15 protein-coding genes are annotated in these 15,479 nt (G+C 66.6%); 11 read left to right on the top strand and 4 right to left on the bottom strand.

Annotation, left to right across the window (positions count from 1 at the left end; genetic code table 11):
* Nucleotides 1–47 precede the first annotated feature (47 nt).
* Entirely contained in the window at nucleotides 48–896 is an 849-nt protein-coding gene (locus AC1X6S_RS09245) for an alpha/beta hydrolase (protein WP_483405458.1), read from the bottom strand.
* Nucleotides 897–1,090: 194 nt separating this feature from the next.
* Between AC1X6S_RS09245 and AC1X6S_RS09240 the strand changes: the two genes are divergently transcribed.
* The 3 genes from AC1X6S_RS09240 (at nucleotide 1,091) to AC1X6S_RS09230 (ending at nucleotide 2,840) form a co-directional block, all read left to right on the top strand.
* Nucleotides 1,091–1,993, top strand: coding sequence for an EamA family transporter (locus tag AC1X6S_RS09240; protein ID WP_483405457.1), 903 nt, complete (start codon nucleotides 1,091–1,093; stop codon nucleotides 1,991–1,993).
* Between the two features lie 85 nt (nucleotides 1,994–2,078).
* Nucleotides 2,079–2,441: a hypothetical protein gene (locus AC1X6S_RS09235; RefSeq protein WP_483405456.1), complete on the top strand. Its 363-nt coding sequence runs from the start codon at nucleotides 2,079–2,081 to the stop codon at nucleotides 2,439–2,441.
* 129 nt (nucleotides 2,442–2,570) lie between these two features.
* On the top strand, nucleotides 2,571–2,840 hold the full coding sequence (locus AC1X6S_RS09230; RefSeq protein WP_483405455.1) for a hypothetical protein: 270 nt from the start codon (nucleotides 2,571–2,573) through the stop codon (nucleotides 2,838–2,840).
* A 29-nt stretch (nucleotides 2,841–2,869) separates the two neighbouring features.
* Here AC1X6S_RS09230 and AC1X6S_RS09225 read toward each other — a convergent pair whose 3' ends face one another.
* Complete coding sequence (locus AC1X6S_RS09225) at nucleotides 2,870–3,622, bottom strand: EAL domain-containing protein (protein WP_483405454.1); 753 nt, start codon at nucleotides 3,620–3,622, stop codon at nucleotides 2,870–2,872.
* Between the two features lie 292 nt (nucleotides 3,623–3,914).
* On the opposite strand from AC1X6S_RS09225, the gene AC1X6S_RS09220 reads away from it, so the two are divergent.
* The 3 genes from AC1X6S_RS09220 (at nucleotide 3,915) to AC1X6S_RS09210 (ending at nucleotide 6,606) form a co-directional block, all read left to right on the top strand.
* Nucleotides 3,915–4,727: an alpha/beta fold hydrolase gene (locus AC1X6S_RS09220; RefSeq protein ID WP_483405453.1), complete on the top strand. Its 813-nt coding sequence runs from the start codon at nucleotides 3,915–3,917 to the stop codon at nucleotides 4,725–4,727.
* Entirely contained in the window at nucleotides 4,724–6,154 is a 1,431-nt protein-coding gene (locus AC1X6S_RS09215) for a diguanylate cyclase (protein WP_483405452.1), read from the top strand. Before AC1X6S_RS09220 ends, AC1X6S_RS09215 begins: the two co-directional genes overlap by 4 nt.
* Before the next feature lie 131 nt (nucleotides 6,155–6,285).
* On the top strand, nucleotides 6,286–6,606 hold the full coding sequence (locus AC1X6S_RS09210) for a DUF7882 family protein (protein WP_483405451.1): 321 nt from the start codon (nucleotides 6,286–6,288) through the stop codon (nucleotides 6,604–6,606).
* Nucleotides 6,607–6,633: 27 nt separating this feature from the next.
* Here the strand turns inward: AC1X6S_RS09210 and AC1X6S_RS09205 are convergent, their stop codons facing one another.
* Nucleotides 6,634–7,635 carry a cation diffusion facilitator family transporter gene (locus tag AC1X6S_RS09205; RefSeq protein ID WP_483405450.1) on the bottom strand — a complete coding sequence of 334 codons (1,002 nt, stop codon included), beginning with the start codon at nucleotides 7,633–7,635 and terminating at the stop codon, nucleotides 6,634–6,636.
* Nucleotides 7,632–8,162, bottom strand: a complete 531-nt coding sequence (locus tag AC1X6S_RS09200; RefSeq protein WP_483405449.1) for a transporter substrate-binding domain-containing protein — start codon at nucleotides 8,160–8,162, stop codon at nucleotides 7,632–7,634. The genes AC1X6S_RS09205 and AC1X6S_RS09200 overlap by 4 nt, the downstream gene beginning before the upstream one ends.
* Nucleotides 8,163–8,731: 569 nt before the next feature.
* Between AC1X6S_RS09200 and AC1X6S_RS09195 the strand changes: the two genes are divergently transcribed.
* From AC1X6S_RS09195 to AC1X6S_RS09175, 5 genes are read left to right on the top strand one after another with little or no spacing between them, the layout of a single operon-like run.
* Nucleotides 8,732–10,381: an ABC transporter substrate-binding protein gene (locus AC1X6S_RS09195; RefSeq protein WP_483405448.1), complete on the top strand. Its 1,650-nt coding sequence runs from the start codon at nucleotides 8,732–8,734 to the stop codon at nucleotides 10,379–10,381.
* Complete coding sequence (locus AC1X6S_RS09190; protein WP_483405447.1) at nucleotides 10,378–11,310, top strand: ABC transporter permease; 933 nt, start codon at nucleotides 10,378–10,380, stop codon at nucleotides 11,308–11,310. The genes AC1X6S_RS09195 and AC1X6S_RS09190 overlap by 4 nt, the downstream gene beginning before the upstream one ends.
* Nucleotides 11,307–12,227 carry an ABC transporter permease gene (locus tag AC1X6S_RS09185; RefSeq protein ID WP_483405446.1) on the top strand — a complete coding sequence of 307 codons (921 nt, stop codon included), beginning with the start codon at nucleotides 11,307–11,309 and terminating at the stop codon, nucleotides 12,225–12,227. The genes AC1X6S_RS09190 and AC1X6S_RS09185 overlap by 4 nt, the downstream gene beginning before the upstream one ends.
* The gene (locus AC1X6S_RS09180; protein WP_483405445.1) at nucleotides 12,224–14,056 is read left to right on the top strand and encodes a dipeptide ABC transporter ATP-binding protein; all 1,833 of its coding nucleotides are present in this window, start codon (nucleotides 12,224–12,226) and stop codon (nucleotides 14,054–14,056) included. Before AC1X6S_RS09185 ends, AC1X6S_RS09180 begins: the two co-directional genes overlap by 4 nt.
* 47 nt (nucleotides 14,057–14,103) lie before the next feature.
* Nucleotides 14,104–15,336, top strand: a complete 1,233-nt coding sequence (locus AC1X6S_RS09175; protein WP_483405444.1) for an acyl-CoA dehydrogenase family protein — start codon at nucleotides 14,104–14,106, stop codon at nucleotides 15,334–15,336.
* The last annotated feature ends 143 nt before the right edge of the window (nucleotides 15,337–15,479 follow it).

Genomic DNA, 15,479 nt, shown 5'->3' with positions numbered 1-15,479 from the left:
CGCACTCGGCGCACCCGACGAGCAGCCCCGCACCGGCGCCGTACGGACTACCCGTGCTCCCTGACGAACGACAGCGCAACCTCGGCGACGTCCCGCCACCCGTGGTCGATCGTGAGCGAGTGACCCCGGCGCGGAATCTCGATGATCTCGGTGTGCCCGGGGTTGTGCTCCTGCTGCTTGAACCCGGCCTGCGCGATGGCCCACGGGATCATGTGGTCCATCTCCCCCGAGATGATCAGCAGCGGCCCGCGGTCAGGATTCCGGGTATCCACGACGATATGGCTGAACGGGTTGATGTTCGCCGTCGCCGCTTCAAACAGCGGGATGCCGGCCGCAGCGACGTGGAATTCGTCATACAGCGCCCGCCCCTCCTCGTCGTCGAGGGCGTTCGTCCAGCCGTAGGCGAACTGCTCGTAGGTGAGCGAGACCGCACGCGTGGCGTTCACCGGGTTGCTGAGCACCGGCGCCGCCGCCTTGAGCGATGACAGCGGCAACGGCAGCACCCCTCGGAATGGAGCGGGCGAAACCGCGACGGTCACGGTTGCCTCACCGGTGCCCGCGAGGCTCTGGGCGATCAGGCCACCGAACGAGTGACCGATGATCGCTGGCTTGTCCGCCAGATGACCGATGGCATCCAGAAAGTGCTCGGTGACCTCCCTGACCATCTTGTGCGCGAACACGGCCGGGTCTTGCCGTGCGGCCTCGACAGTCGCGGGGTCGTCGGGCCAGATCGGTGCGAGTGTGGCAAACCCGGCATCCTCGAAGAGCGCGCGCCACCGGTCCCAGCTCGATGACAGCAGCCAGAGCCCGTGCACAAACACGATGGGTGGGCGCCCGGACTCGTTCGCTCGCTCGATTTCGCGTAACTCGGTGTCGGTAAGGAGACTGCCTCCCATGGCGCACCCCGTTCTGTCCGTTCAGAAAGCCTGCGGTGACTGCGACCCTATTCCCCACGCCGGGATGCCGTCTAGGGCACCGGCGTGACGGCGGACGACCCATCCCCCATCGCGGTCGCTGCGAGCGCAACAGGGCCACTCCGCAGGACGCGCGCATTTCATGAAGCGAGCCGTGCGGCCCTACGCTCGACACCATGACCGCGACAGCGCCGCACCCCGCATCGCAGGGCGCGACTCTCGGTGTCGCTCTCGTTCTCGGCGGCCTGCTCTGCCAGGAAATCGGTGCGTCGTTCGCTGTGCTCCTCTTTCCTGTCGTCGAACCGGTGGGCATGGTGGCCCTGCGACTCGTCTTCGCCGCCCTGCTTCTGGTGATCGTTGCCCGCCCGGCGCTCGGCGGACACTCGCGGGCCGACTGGGTCACCGTCGGCGGCTTCGGCCTCATCCTCGCCGCGATGAATGTTCTGTTCTACCTGGCGCTCGAGAGGCTCCCGCTCGGCCCGGCGGTGACCATCGAGGTGCTCGGCCCGCTGCTCCTGTCGGTGATCGTGAGTCGCCGGGCATCGAGCTGGCTCTGGGCGGTACTCGCCGTCGCCGGAGTCGGACTGCTCGGCTGGGGCGGGGTCGACGAACTCGATCCGGTCGGTGTGCTCTTTGCGGCTGGCGCAGGTTCGTGCTGGATGGCGTACATCCTGCTCTCGGCGCGGACGGGCGCGCGGTTCCCGAAGCTCGACGGACTCGCCATCGCGATGACCATCGGCGCGCTGGTGACCCTGCCGTTCGGCATCGCACATGCCGGAGCAGTACTCTTCGAGCCTCGTATCCTCGCGCTCGGGGCTGCGGTTGCTGTCCTCTCCTCCGCCATTCCATACGCCCTCGAATTGTTCGCCCTCCGGCGTCTCGCCGCCTCAGCTTTCTCCATCCTGATGAGCCTGGCTCCAGCGACGGCGGCCGTCGTTGGGGTGGTCGTGCTGCACCAGCACCTCAGCATCCTCGGCTGGGTCGCGATCGGTCTCGTCATCCTCGCCAGCGTGGGCGCCGTGAGGTCGGCGGCAACGCGGTCCCGGCGCCTCGCCGGCCTGGGCGAACCGGTCGCCTGACCCGGCGCCGACGAGCGTTCCCGGCGTCCGCTCACCGCGAACCGCAGAGTGAACAGTTCCCAGCCATCGATGACAAAATGACTGAGTGACCAATTACCCGGAGCTCGACGGCTACGAACCGAGTGACGGCAGGCCACTGCCATCACAGCGAATGCTCCGCCCCATGCGTTTCCTTGTCATCATTGGCGTAATCGCTCTGATCCTGCCCGGCATCCTCGTCACCATCTCGACGGCAACGCACACCGCCGACGTGAGCTGCAGCCTGGTGGTCCAGCGCGACGCCCCGTTCGCGACAGGCTCGACCGCGCGGTTCGAGATGATCGGCCCAGAGGGACCGGCCTGGTATTGCTACGCCGAGGTTCGCGACGAACCTGACCTCCTCCTCGCCTCCCTCGGGCTCATCCCGGGCGCTCCGCCGCCCCCGCAACCCGAGCTCATCACGAGCTAGCGACCCGCACTACCACCGCACGCGGAAAGCGCAAGCCCCTCGCTGCGGACGCGGCTTGACCGCGGAAACCACTAACGTTGGTGAAGATGCGATGGATGAGTCCTCGCCGGCAGAGACAGGAAATACCAAGTGATTGTTCACAGGCTGACCGTCGACGGACGTGACTACTTCCTCCCGGACCCGGTAACCGAACTGCGGTCACAGATCCTCAAGGCCATTCAGGCCGGCGGCGGATACGTCACCATCCCACCGCTACGCGGTGGGCCCGGCCTGGACATTCTGTTCTCCCCCGGCATGCCCGTTGTGTGGAGCCAGATCGAGGTCGGCGGCGACAATGGATCCGATTCCGGCAACGAGAACTCGGTGCCGATCGAAGACGACTCCTTCAGCGGACTCTGACCTTCTGAGGCACCCGGACGGCAACGCGCTCATCGCGCACCGGCCAGTACCGGGTCCAGCTCCTCGACCGGCTGCGGGCGACCGAAAAGGTAGCCCTGCGCCCGGTCGCAGTGAATGCGCTGCACCAGGTCGAGGTGTTCCGTTGTCTCGACACCCTCGGCGACCACGCGAACGCCGCGCTCCTGGAGCAGCGACACCGCGACCGCGATCAGCGCACCGTTGCTCGTATTCCCCTGGATCAGCGACTTGTCGATCTTGAGCTCAGTGATCGGCAGGTCCCTGAGCTGGGCGAGCGATGAGTGCCCGGTGCCGAAGTCGTCGAGCGAGACGCCGAGGCCGATGGCTCGCAACCGTTCGAGCCGGGTGGCAACATCGGCGAGATCCATGATGAGCTGCGATTCGGTGATCTCGATCGTGAGTGTGCCGTCGGGTAGTTGGTGCTCACCGAGGAGGTCGTGAAGCTGCTCGAAAACCTCCGGTGTCGCGAGCTGAACAGCGGAAACGTTCACCGACACGTGGATTGCAAGACCGTCACCCCGCCACCTGGCAGCGTGGCGGCATCCCTCCTCCAGCATGAAGGCGCCGATCTCGTGAATGATGCCTGTGCTTTCCGCGATGGGAATGAACTCGACCGGCGGGATGAGTCCCTGCGTCGGATGCCGCCAGCGCGCGAGCGCCTCGACCGCCGTGATCTCACCGGTGGCAACGTCGATCTGTGGCTGGAAATATGCCTCGATCTCGTGTCTCGAGACGGCACCCCAGAGGTCGTCTTCGAGCGTCATTGCGGCCTGCCAAGCTTCGCCGCTCCGGTAATTCGGAGAGCGGCCTCAAGAGTTCGCTGGCAAAATCGCATAGCTCATGGTGCAACGCCTGTCACGGGAAATCTACGCTCGCGGTTTTCGGCGCCTTGTGCGTATAATCCGCCACAGGGCATCTGAGAGGCCGGTTCACTGTCGGAAAGGTGCATCGCGTTGCTCACCGCCAACGTGCTCCACTAAAATTTTTGAGCCACCGAAACGGCGGCACCGATGAGCGGTTCTCGGGATTTCAGCAGTGCACACAGCAGGAGCCGCAATGATTACAGACGCAACCACAGCGATCCGCAAACGGAACAACGTTTCGGTGACGGGCAACCCCGCCGGTCGACCGATTGTTTTTGCACACGGGTTCGGGTGCAGCTCCGAAATGTGGAGCCAGGTCGCACCGCAGTTCGAGGACGACTACCTCGTCATCCGGTTCGACCATGTCGGCGCGGGGGCGAGCGACCTCTCGGCGTACGACGCGGGGAAGTACGACTCGCTGTACGGATACGCCGATGATGTCCTCGAAATCCTCGAGGACCTCGACCTCACGGATGTCGTCTTCGTCGGTCACTCGGTGAGCGCGATGATCGGTGTTCTCGCGGCGACGCGCGATGCGGGGCGCTTCGGAGCTCTCGTCCTCGTCGGTCCGTCACCCCGCTACGTCAACACCGAAAACTACACGGGCGGGTTTGAGCAGGAAGACATCGACTCCCTGCTCGACGCGCTCGATGCGAACTACCTGGGCTGGTCGGCCACGATGGCGCCGCTCATCATGGGCCACAGTTCACGTCCCGAGCTGGGAGAATCGCTCACCGAGAGCTTCTGCCGCACGGATCCGACGATCGCGGGGCACTTCGCCCGGGTGACGTTCCTCTCCGACAACCGGCACGACCTGCCCCACGTCACGACGCCCACGCTGGTGCTGCAGTGCCAGGAGGACATCATCGCTCCGCTCGCGGTCGGACAGTACGTGCACAGGTCGATCCCCGGGAGCACGCTCGTCGTTCTCGAGGCCACAGGGCACTGCCCCAACCTCTCCGCCCCTGACGAGCTGACCAGCGAGATCAAGGCATACCTGCGGTGACAATCACCGGCGATGATGCATCCGACGGGGCGTTGACCGCCAGCCGGCACGATTTCGAGGAGCTCTTCGAACACGCGCCGTGCGGGTATCTGGTCACCGACGCCGACGGAACGATCACGGCGGTCAACACCACCTTCCTCCGCATGGTCGGACTCTCCCGTGAGGACGTCACCGGACGCTCCTTCCAGTCGCTTCTCACCGTCGGCAGCCGGCTCTTCCACGAGACGCGGTACCTCCCCGTGCTGCGGTTGCGCGGGCGCGTCAATGAGATCGCCCTCTCGCTGATGTGCGCAGACGGGTCGACGCTGCCCACCCTCGTCAACGGAGTCCAGGCCGACGAGTCCGCTGAGGTCCGGGTCGCCGTGTTCGATTCGACGGAGCGGCGCGACTATGAGCGCGAACTCCTTACCGCCCGGCGTGCCGCCGAATCCTCCGAGGCGTGGATCCGCGTGCTCCAGTCCGCGTCCAGCGCGTTCACAATCGCTGAAACCGAGGAGGCTCTCGCCGAAGCCCTCGCCGAGAGCGCGCGCGAGGCATTCACCGCGACCCACACGGCCGTCCTCTTCGCCGACCAGACCGGGACCCTCTCCGTTGCCGCTGGCACCCACCCGCTCCGGCACCTGATGCATGTCCCCGGCATGCCCGAGCACAGGGCGATGGACCTCGGCAGGGTCGTCACCGTGTCGACGACCGAGGAGGACGACCTTCGGTCGACGGATACGGCATCCGTTCTTCGCTCCGCCCGTCTTGAAACGGTCAGCGCCGTTCCGCTCATGGAGGCAGGCCGGCCGATCGGCGCCGTCGTCTGCTTCTTCGGGCGCCGCCGGGACATCGACGACGAGGCCGTCGAACTCTTCACAACACTGGCCAGGCAGGCGGCGCACGTGCTGTCGCGCATCCGTCTGCAGGCGCAACTGGCGAGGATGGCGCTGTGCGACCAGCTCACCGGGCTGGGAAACCGGAAGGTACTGCAGGTCAGGCTGACCCAGGCTCTCGCGACAGCGAACCGAAGCGGGCGACCCCTCGCTGTCGTGTTCCTCGATCTCGACGGGTTCAAAGTCGTCAACGACAGTTGCGGTCACGCCATCGGTGACGAGGTGCTGCGTCAGATCGGCGACCGCCTCAAGACCTCGGTTCGAAGCAACGACACCATCGCCCGGTACGGCGGCGACGAGTTCGTCATCGTCTGCGAAGACACCGACGCGGATGCCGTCAGCCACGTCACCGACAGGATCCGCGCCGCGGTAAAAGAACCGCTCATCGATGTTCCCGACGAGTTCCCGGTGTCGGCGTCGATCGGTGTCGCACTCCTCGCGCCGGACGCCGAATCGCAGGTCACGACCGACGGCATCCTGAAACTTGCGGATGCCGCGATGTACCAATCGAAGAACGCGGGCAAAGACCGGGTCACCGTCGTCACCGTGTGAGCGGCAGGATCGCTGTCAATCACCTGTCCGAGCGTGTGGCCGATTCCGGTATCGACGGTGCGCAGCCCTAGAATCAAGAAGCCCTGTCGGAGACCCCGAGAGGCGACAAAGCCAATACGGAGGTCCGCCCGGTGGGAACGCTCACTTACGACTCAAAAGTGACAGCATCGATCGATGATCGCATCCTCTCCCACCTGCAGATCGTCATGCTCGCCAAGCTGCGCCGCGGTGAAGCCTTTGCGTTCACCTGGAGCGAGAAGGCCAACGGCCTCGGGCGCACCACGATCTGGATCCACTCGGCGATTTCACTGACCTTCCAGTACTACGGCGGCAAGAGCCCGATCATCAACCCGGCGTGGGTGCAGGCACTCGTCCGGTCGTCGAACTCCGTGTCGGGGCTCGAGATCGTTCCTGAGCCACCGGCAACCGCGGCCAAACCCGAGCCCGTATAACCCGGACCGCATACTCAACTGCTGCGCTTACTCGGTCCCCCGGCTGCGGTGGGCGGATGCCCGCTCGTCGCGCACCACATCGGGCAGCGACGCCACCGGGGCGATCACGAGGTCCTGCACCTTCCAGTCCAGGTCGATGCACGCTTTGCGGGCCTCGTCGAGTTGCTCGACGCTGACTTTGCCCGGGTCGCGCGGAACCACGAAGGCCTCGATGTGGAGGACGTGCCCCTGGTCGCGTGCCCGTGAACCGGCATCCGCGACCCAGTCCAGAGACCGCAGGTAGGAATCGACGCGGTCAACAACCGGGTGCGGTTTCGCGTCATCGAAGGTCATCGCACGGGTGTCCATGAGGTCTTCAACGGCGGCGCGAATGTTCTTGACACCGTCCCAGAGGATGCTGCCGGCGATGAACAGCGCGGCGGCGGAGTCCGCCCACCACAGACCCAGCCCGATGCCGCCGACGCCGACGATGGAACCGACGGCGGTCATCCAGTCGGCCTTGTTCATGTCTGCGTCGGCATAGAGCACTTTGTCGTGCAGCTCGCGCGCGAGTTTCATCTTCGCGCGCCCGATGAAGACCGGCGGCAGCGCGATAGCTGCCATCACTGCCATCATCAACCAGCCCAGCCAGAACACGTGTCCGAAGAGTGTGACCGAGCCGATGCTCGGATGCTCGGATGCCAGCAGCGATGAGGCGGAGTCGATGATGAGGAAGGTACCCATCGTGACAAGGGCAACCGCGGCGACGAGGTGTCCGACTCCGACGGAGCGGTGATACCCGTACGGATGCTTCCGGTTCGGGGTGAGACGCGCGACGCGGATGGCGATGAGAAAGACGAGCGGCGGGATGAACGAGAGGAGGTCCTCGATCCACGCGGCTTTCATCGCCTGAGAGTTGCCGAGCACCAGGAAGACGAGGAAGACGGTGACCGCGAGGAAGCCTATGGTGATCCACTCGAGCCTGATGGCCTTCTTGAGGGTCTCTGTCTGCTTCTCGGGGAGCTCGGTCACTCCAAAGTTGAGGGTCACAGTGCAGCCTCCTCGGCGAGGAATCTCTCGAGTTCGAGGAGAAACGCGTTCTCGCCCATCGGCGCGGCCATCACGTGTTTGGCCGTCTTGCCGCCGCCGATACTGACCTCGTCGAATGGCCTGGTCACCGCAACCTTGTCGGCCCACGGTGTGGCATCCGTGAGTCCGCCGATCACGAGGTCGAGCCGCCCCGCGTCGAGGTCAGCGATGAGCTTCTCCTCACCACCCTCCGTCCACGCGATCTCGGCGTCGAGTTCGTCGGCGAACTTCTCGACGAGGGCGACCTCGACTCCGGATGGCTCGCCACCGTCGGAGATGTCGGCCCAGTCGCCGTTCGGGGAGACCCCGACGCGCAGCGTGCCGCCGGTCACCCGGTCGAGGGTGCCGTTCGGGTCGGCCGGGAAACTTGACGCGCACCCGGTCAGGCCGAGCGCGAGCGCGAGTGCGCCGGCGGCGAGCGCCCGGCGAGCGACGGTACGAGGGGCACGAGTGCCGTGGGCGAGGGTGGGACAAGAGCGGAGCGCCATAGCCACACCATAACCACATCGAACGGCACCGCGGACCGATTTGACAGTGCAGCACTCGTGTGCCCGGCTCTCGTGTGCATCTGCTGTCCGTCCGGTCCCGTGGCCGGCGCTGCGGCATCCGCCCACCACATCGCCCTGACACAAGGACATAGTGCTGGCGCAAGGACCATTGCGGTGATTGCGTCCTTGTCCCGGGCCTTTGTCCTTGTCCCGGGCCGACGGCATCCGCACATCACCGCCACCGCCACCGCCACCGCCACCGCCACCGCCACCGGCGACAGGACAGAGTGCGTTTATCAGGACAGAGTCGGCGTTTTGGTCCTGATAAGCGTGCGATCTCCTGCACAGCGGGCGAACGGATGCCGGGCGAGTATGCCCTAGATCGGGGCCGGTGTGTGAAATATGACGACCCGGAGTGGGAAGAACGGCGCGAAATCGTAACGCTGCACAACAGTACGTAACGGGAGCCAACATGTCGTAACCGTGAGTTGGACGGGTGAGGGAACCTCGTCATTCTTGGGGTACTCGCCTGAGCTTTCCGCTGGGGCGCCGACCCTGGAGAAGAACCCATGACTTCACGACGCGCACGGTCCGCCCTCGTTTCAGGCCTCGCAGTCGTCATGGGCGCAACGCTGCTGCTCACGGGCTGCGCATCGGGCTCCGGAGCCGGCGACACCCCGAGCACCGGTGAACCGGTCGAGGGCGGCACCCTCGCACTGTCCATCTCGGCCGAACCCGGCTGCCTCGACGCCCACTCGATCTCAGCGACGCAGCACCAGCTGCTCGGGCGAATCATCTACGACAACCTCGTCACGCTCGACGCCGACGGCAACATCGCGCCGTACCTCGCGGAGAGCTGGGAGATCTCGGATGACGGAAAGACGTACACCTTCCACCTCCAGGAGGGCGTGACGTTCAGCGACGGCTCACCGTGGAACGCCGAGGTGCTCGGGCAGAACCTCGAGCACATGAGGGACCCAGCCACGAAGTCGCCGCTCGCCGCCGCGTACATCGCGCCGTACGTCGACGGCACCGTCGTCGACGAGTACACCTTCGAGGCGCACCTCGCTTACGCGTACACCCCGTTCCTCTACGGGCTGGCCCAGTCCTGGCTGGCCATGACCTCGGGCAAGGCGATCACCGAGTCCCCCGAGACGCTGTGCCAGAACCCCATCGGCTCAGGACCGTTCGTGGTCGAGGACTACAAGGTGGGACAGAGCATCAGCTACGTCAAGCGAGAGGGCTACAACTGGGGACCGGAGTGGCTCGACTACGACGGCGAGGCGCACCTCGACGGCATCGAGATCACCGTGGTGCCCGAGGCTGTCATCCGCTACGAGACGCTCGTCTCCGGCCAGTACGACATCACCGAGAACCTCCCGCCCCAGAACGCGGAGGCCATCCAGGCCAACGACTCGTTCGTGTACGAGAACCTCGTGCGGGCCGGCAGCCCCAACGTGCTGCACTTCAACCTCTCGCGGGCGCCGTTCGACGACATCCGCGTCCGTGAGGCTTTCGTCGCCGCTGTGGACCGCGAAGCCGTCACCGACAGCGTCGGCTTCAACACCTTCAAGGTCAAGGACAATTACCTCTCCTCCGAGACGCCGTACTACGACAAGTCGACCGAGGGCGTGCTCACCTACGACCCGGACCGGGCCAACGACCTGCTCGACGAGGCCGGCTGGGCGACGCGCGACAGCGACGGCTACCGCACGAAGGACGGCACACGGCTGACCGTGGTGGTGCCCACCGTGGAGAGTGCGACACCGAGTGCCCTCCTGGTGCAGCTTCAGGGCGAGGTCAAGAAGGTGGGCATTGAGCTACAGATCGACCAGTACCCGCAGGCGCAGCTCACCGAGATCCGGTACGCCGGCGACTACGACGGCTTCGCCGGGGTGTGGCACACGAACACGCCGGACGTCCTGTTCATCCGTTACGACTCCAGCGAGATCACCGGCGAGCGTATCGGCCAGAACGCGTCATACCTGTCCGACCCTGAGCTCGATGAGCTGCTCACCACTACCCGCCAGGCTCCCGACGGCGATGAGGCGCGCGAGGCCTACTCGCTCGTGCAGCACCGCCTGCTCAAGCTGGTGCCCGGCCTGCCGCTCTACGAGAACCACAGCCAGTGGGCGTACTCGAAGAACGGGCTGAAGGGCATCACGACAGACACCTCACACCCGGTGCCCGTCTTCACGAAAGCCTGGCTCGAGCAATGACCATCCTCCGCCGCATCTCGACGCGCCTTCTCCTCGGCGTCTTCGTGCTCTGGGGAGCTGCGACGCTCACGTTCCTCGCGCTGTACGTCACCCCGGGCGACACGGCCCTGATCATCCTCGGCGGAGCGGACGCTCGTCCCTCCGCCGAGGCTCTCGCCCAGGTTCGCGCCGACTATCTCCTCGACCAGCCGTTCCTGGTGCAGTACCTGCACTACTTCACCCAACTCCTACAGGGCGACCTCGGTGAGTCATACCGGCTGAGAATGCCGGTAACGGATGCCATCGGCCAACAGGTCGGCCCAACCGCTGTCCTCGCCGGAACCGCCGCCGTCCTCGCCCTCGTCCTGACCGTCGCGATCGCGGTGCTCACCGCCCAGCGCACACCGTGGTTGCGGTCGATCATCTCGGGCATCGAGGTCGTGCTCGCCGCGACTCCGAGCTTCATCATCGGCTTCGGGCTGCTCATCGTGTTCTCGTTCACGCTGCGGCTCGTCCCGGCCGGTGGCGGGGACGGACTGGTTCCGCTCATCCTGCCCGCGTTCACCCTCGCGCTGTCGCTCGTCGGTTCGCTCTCCCAGGTGCTGCGCAACGAACTGGAGGACGTGCTCGAACAGCCGTTCATCCTCACGGCCCGTGCCCGCGGGATGCGGGACACCCCGGTGCGGATCATCCACGCCCTCCGGCACGCCGCTCTCCCGACGATCACCATGTCCGGTTTCGTCGTCGCGACCCTCCTCGGCGGGTCGGTGATCGTGGAGACGCTGTTCTCAAGGCAGGGAGTCGGCGGGCTCATGCTCAGCTCGGTCTACAACAAGGACCTTCCGGTGGTCATGGGGATCGTCCTGATCTCAGCCGCCGTCTACGTCGTCGTCAACCTCGTCGTCGACATCCTGTACACGCTCGTCGATCCGAGAGTAGTCACATCGTGACCGTTGACATTTCGCACCAGGCATCCCGCACCACCATCGACGACGGGCTCGTCGTCCCCACGATCGCACCGGCACCGGTCAGTCCGGTTCGTGGCGCACGACGGCGGCGGCGATTCCGCCCGGGCCTCACACTCGCCGTGCTCTTTCTCGCCTGGGTGACGGTCGCCGCCCTCGCTCCGCAACTGCTGACATCCGTCGACCCCCTCGAGGTGTCTCCGGCGGACAGCTTCACTCCCCCTGGACCCGGCCACATCTTCGGAACCGACGAGTCGGGGGCGGATGTCTACAGCCGCGTCGTTCACGGAGCGGGCACGTCGCTTCTCATCGGGCTCGCGGCAACGGCGATCGGCGTGGTGTTCGGCACGATCATCGGACTGTTTGCCGGGCTGAGCAACCGGTTCGTGGAGAGCGCCGTCATGAGGTTCCTCGACGTGACGCTCGCGGTTCCCGAGCTCCTCCTCGCGCTCGTCGTGATCGCGCTCATCGGCGGTGGAACCCTCAACGCCATTCTCGCGATAGGCGCGGCTGGCATCGCCTACTACGCGAGGCTCGTGCGCGCGCAAACGCACATCGTGCGGCAATCCGCGTACGTCGAGGCGGCCACCACCCTCGGTTTCTCGCGGCTGCGGGTGATTCTCACCCACGTGCTGCCGAACGCCATCAAGCCGGTTCTCGTGCTCGCCACGATCGGTGTCGGCGGGGCGATCGGTGCCGGCGCATCGCTGAGCTTCCTCGGCCTCGGCACGCCGCCGCCCGCTCCCGAGTGGGGCGCGATGCTCTCGGTCGGACGCAACTTCATCTCCAATGCGCCCTGGCTGATCCTCGTGCCGTCGGCATTACTCGTCGCGACGGTGCTCGCGATCACTGCGGTGGGCCGTGACCTCCGCCGCCGTTCCGAAGGGCGGGTAGCCCGGTGAGCGCGCGCGACACCCGTGCCGAGGCTCGGGTCGACTCCGCCGTGGCCTCCGCCGGTGCCTCCCCCGTCGACTCCGCCGTGGATGCCGCTGCCCGCGCACTCGTGGATGTCCAGGGCCTCACGGTTGGCTTCGGCGCGGGCCATGACGCCACGACGGTGGTGCGCGACGTGTCGTTCCGCATCGACAGGGGCCAGTGCCTCGCACTCGTCGGCGAGTCCGGGTCGGGCAAGTCGGTCACCGCCCGCAGCCTGGTCGGCCTCGCCGGGCTGGGCTCGACGGTTCGCGCCGACCGGCTCAGCTTCGACGGCGCAGACACACGCAGCTGGCCTGACCGGCAGTGGCGCTCCACCCGCGGCGACCGGATCGGTTTCGTGCTTCAGGATGCCCTCTCCTCGCTCGATGTCCTCCGCACGGTCGGCGCTGAAATCGCTGAGCCACTCAAACTGCACACCTCACTGTCACGCCGTGAGCGCACCGCGAAGGTGCTCGATCTTCTCGGTCGCGTCGGCGTGCCCGAACCGGAACTGCGGTACACCCAGTTGCCGTCCCAGCTGTCGGGAGGCCTCCGCCAGCGCGCCCTCATCGCGTCGGCGATCGCTGCCGACCCTGAGTTCCTCATCGCTGACGAACCGACAACCGCACTCGACGCCTCGATCGCGGCGCAGATCATCCGACTGCTCGAGACGCTCAAGGGCTCGTCAACGGGCATGCTCGTGGTCAGCCACGACCTGTCCGTCGTCGCGCGGATCGCCGACCGCATCGCCGTCATGCAGCACGGCGAGATTGTGGAAGAGGGCACAACGGATGCCGTGCTCTTCGACCCGCAACACAGCTACACGAAGACCCTCATCGCGGCAGTACCCTCCCCGAGTTCGCGGCGCAGGCGGCTGTCGGCGCCGGTCGCGGGCGGCACAGGAGCAGCTGGCGCGGAGGGCGCGAACCCGGGCGCGACGGGCGCGGCCAGCTCGGCGAGCGCAAAGCCTGGTACCGTCGCGACCGGCCCGCACCCCACAGCCACCCACACCAGGCCGAAACGGGACCGTGACGCCGTCCCTCTCGTCGTCGTGGAGCGCGTCACGAAAAGCTTCCCCGGCCACGATCGCACACGCCGGACCGTCGTCGAAGACGTGTCATTCAGCATCCGTCGGGGAACCACACTGGGGATCGTCGGCGAATCGGGGTCGGGCAAGACCACGACGGCGCGGATCCTCGCGAACCTCGAGACCCCGGACTCGGGTTCGGTGTCGATCGACTCAGTGTCGTGGGCATCGGCGACGCCGGCGGAGCGCACGCGGCTGCGTCGGCAGGTCCAGGTGGTCTACCAGGACCCGCTGAGTTCGTTCGACCCGCGGTACACGGTGTCGCGCATCATCGGCGAGGCGGTGTCGGCCAGCGGACGGACGTCACGCGTCGAGCGGTCGGCGCGGGTGACCGAACTGCTCGGGCTCGTCAGGCTCGGGGCGGCGCACCTCGACCGGCGGCCGATCGAACTCTCCGGCGGCCAACGCCAGCGGGTGGCGATCGCACGGGCTCTGGCCGCGAACCCAGCACTGCTCGTCCTCGACGAGCCGGTCTCAGCGCTCGACGTGTCCGTGCAGGCGCAGGTCCTCGACCTGCTCGCCGACCTGCAGGACGAACTCGACCTGACCTATCTCTTCATTTCACACGACCTCGGGGTGATCTTCCACGTCAGTGATGAGGTCCTCGTCATGAAAGACGGGCGCATCGTCGAGGCGGGCGCCGTCGACGATGTCTTCAGCCGGCCGGCACACGGGTACACCAGGGGCCTGCTCGATGCCTTGCCCCACTTTGATTCCGCACGCGGCTGACGGCATCCGCACCCCCACTTACTGAACCGCAACGAAAGCAGATGACGATGACCGCCCTTCTGGACACCACGACCCCGGCACTCAGCGATGACGAGCTCAGCGGCCTGTTCGCGCCGGTCTTCGAGCGCATTCGGGAGGGAGCCGTCGAGCGGGAGGCCGAGCGGGCGCTTCCGTTTGAGGCGGTCGCCTGGCTCAAGGCCGAGCGCTTCGGTGCGGTGCGGGTGCCGCGGGAGTACGGCGGTTTCGGCGCGACGGTCGGCCAGCTCGCGCGCCTGTTGAGCGAGCTTGGCTCCGCTGACTCGAACCTCCCGCAGCTGCTGCGTGGGCACTTCGCGTTCGTCGAGACGCGACTCGTTCACCCGGATGCCGAGGTGCGGGAGAAGTGGCTGCGGCGGGTCGCCGCGGGTGACCTCGTCGGCAACGCCTCGAGCGAGCTGACCGGTGCGTCGCTCGCCGAGGTCAGCACGGTGGTCTCGGAGGAGAACGGCAGGTTCTTCGTCACGGGGCGCAAGTACTACAGCACAGGCACGATCTTCGCCGACTGGGTGAGTGGGAGCGCGCGGGATGCCGCCGGCGGGCGGGTCTCGTACGTGGTGCGGACCGACGACCCCGGCGTCGAGCGCCTGGATGACTGGGACGGTTTCGGCCAGCGGCTGACCGGGAGTGGCACTACGATCTTCGACCACGCGGAGGTCGCCGCCGAGGACATCACCCGCTACACCGACGGCCGGATCAACCACGTGACGGCGTTCTTCCAGCTGGTGCTCGTTGCTACCCTCGCGGGTATCGGCAAGGCGGTCCTCGCTGACACCGTGGAGTACGTCCGCCCGCGCACGCGCACGTTCATCACGGCGAGTAACCCGTTGCCGCGCGAGGATCCGCTCGTGCAGAGTGTCGTCGGTGAGGTGGCGGCTGCGTCGTTCACGGCCGATGCGCTCGTGGCTCGTGCCGCCGCTGCGGTGGATGCCGCGTACCGCACGAACACGGACGGCACGCTCGACGACGCCGCGGTCACGGCGGCCGAGATCGCCGTGTACTCGGCCCAGGTCGCGATCGTGGACGTTGTGCTCGCTGCCGCCACCCGACTTTTTGAGGTGGGTGGGGCATCCGCTGCGTCGTCGGAGCGCAGGCTCGACCGGCACTGGCGGAACGCCCGCACGGTGTCGTCACACAACCCGGTGATCTACAAGAAGCGCACGGTCGGCGAGTTCTTCCTCAACGATCGGGCGCCCAACGCCGCGTGGAAGGAACTGCGCGAGGCTGCGGTGGCGCCGAGCTAAGGAAATAACGCCGAGGCAAGGACGGATGGCCTCATCCCATCCTTATCTCGGCGCTTTCTCCTTGTGCCGACGCCACGGCATCCGTTCGCTGGTTCGCCGTTGCCCGCCGCCGCTCCAGCGTCGCCGGCCGCGAGTCTCGCGTC

Source organism: Mycetocola sp. Y442 (assembly GCF_056898615.1).
Note: the sequence above shows the minus strand (reverse complement) of the source record. Positions and strands in the feature narration are given on the sequence as shown.

What these genes read in the sequence shown, in the direction of transcription:
- AC1X6S_RS09195 (WP_483405448.1), top strand. Translation starts at nt 8,732, where the DNA reads ATGACTTCACGACGCGCACGGTCCGCCCTCGTTTCAGGCCTCGCAGTC.
- AC1X6S_RS09190 (WP_483405447.1), top strand. Translation starts at nt 10,378, where the DNA reads ATGACCATCCTCCGCCGCATCTCGACGCGCCTTCTCCTCGGCGTCTTC.
- AC1X6S_RS09175 (WP_483405444.1), top strand. Translation starts at nt 14,104, where the DNA reads ATGACCGCCCTTCTGGACACCACGACCCCGGCACTCAGCGATGACGAG.
- AC1X6S_RS09245 (WP_483405458.1), bottom strand. Translation starts at nt 896, where the DNA reads ATGGGAGGCAGTCTCCTTACCGACACCGAGTTACGCGAAATCGAGCGA.
- AC1X6S_RS09200 (WP_483405449.1), bottom strand. Translation starts at nt 8,162, where the DNA reads ATGGCGCTCCGCTCTTGTCCCACCCTCGCCCACGGCACTCGTGCCCCT.
- AC1X6S_RS09240 (WP_483405457.1), top strand. Translation starts at nt 1,091, where the DNA reads ATGACCGCGACAGCGCCGCACCCCGCATCGCAGGGCGCGACTCTCGGT.
- AC1X6S_RS09220 (WP_483405453.1), top strand. Translation starts at nt 3,915, where the DNA reads ATGATTACAGACGCAACCACAGCGATCCGCAAACGGAACAACGTTTCG.
- AC1X6S_RS09225 (WP_483405454.1), bottom strand. Translation starts at nt 3,622, where the DNA reads ATGACGCTCGAAGACGACCTCTGGGGTGCCGTCTCGAGACACGAGATC.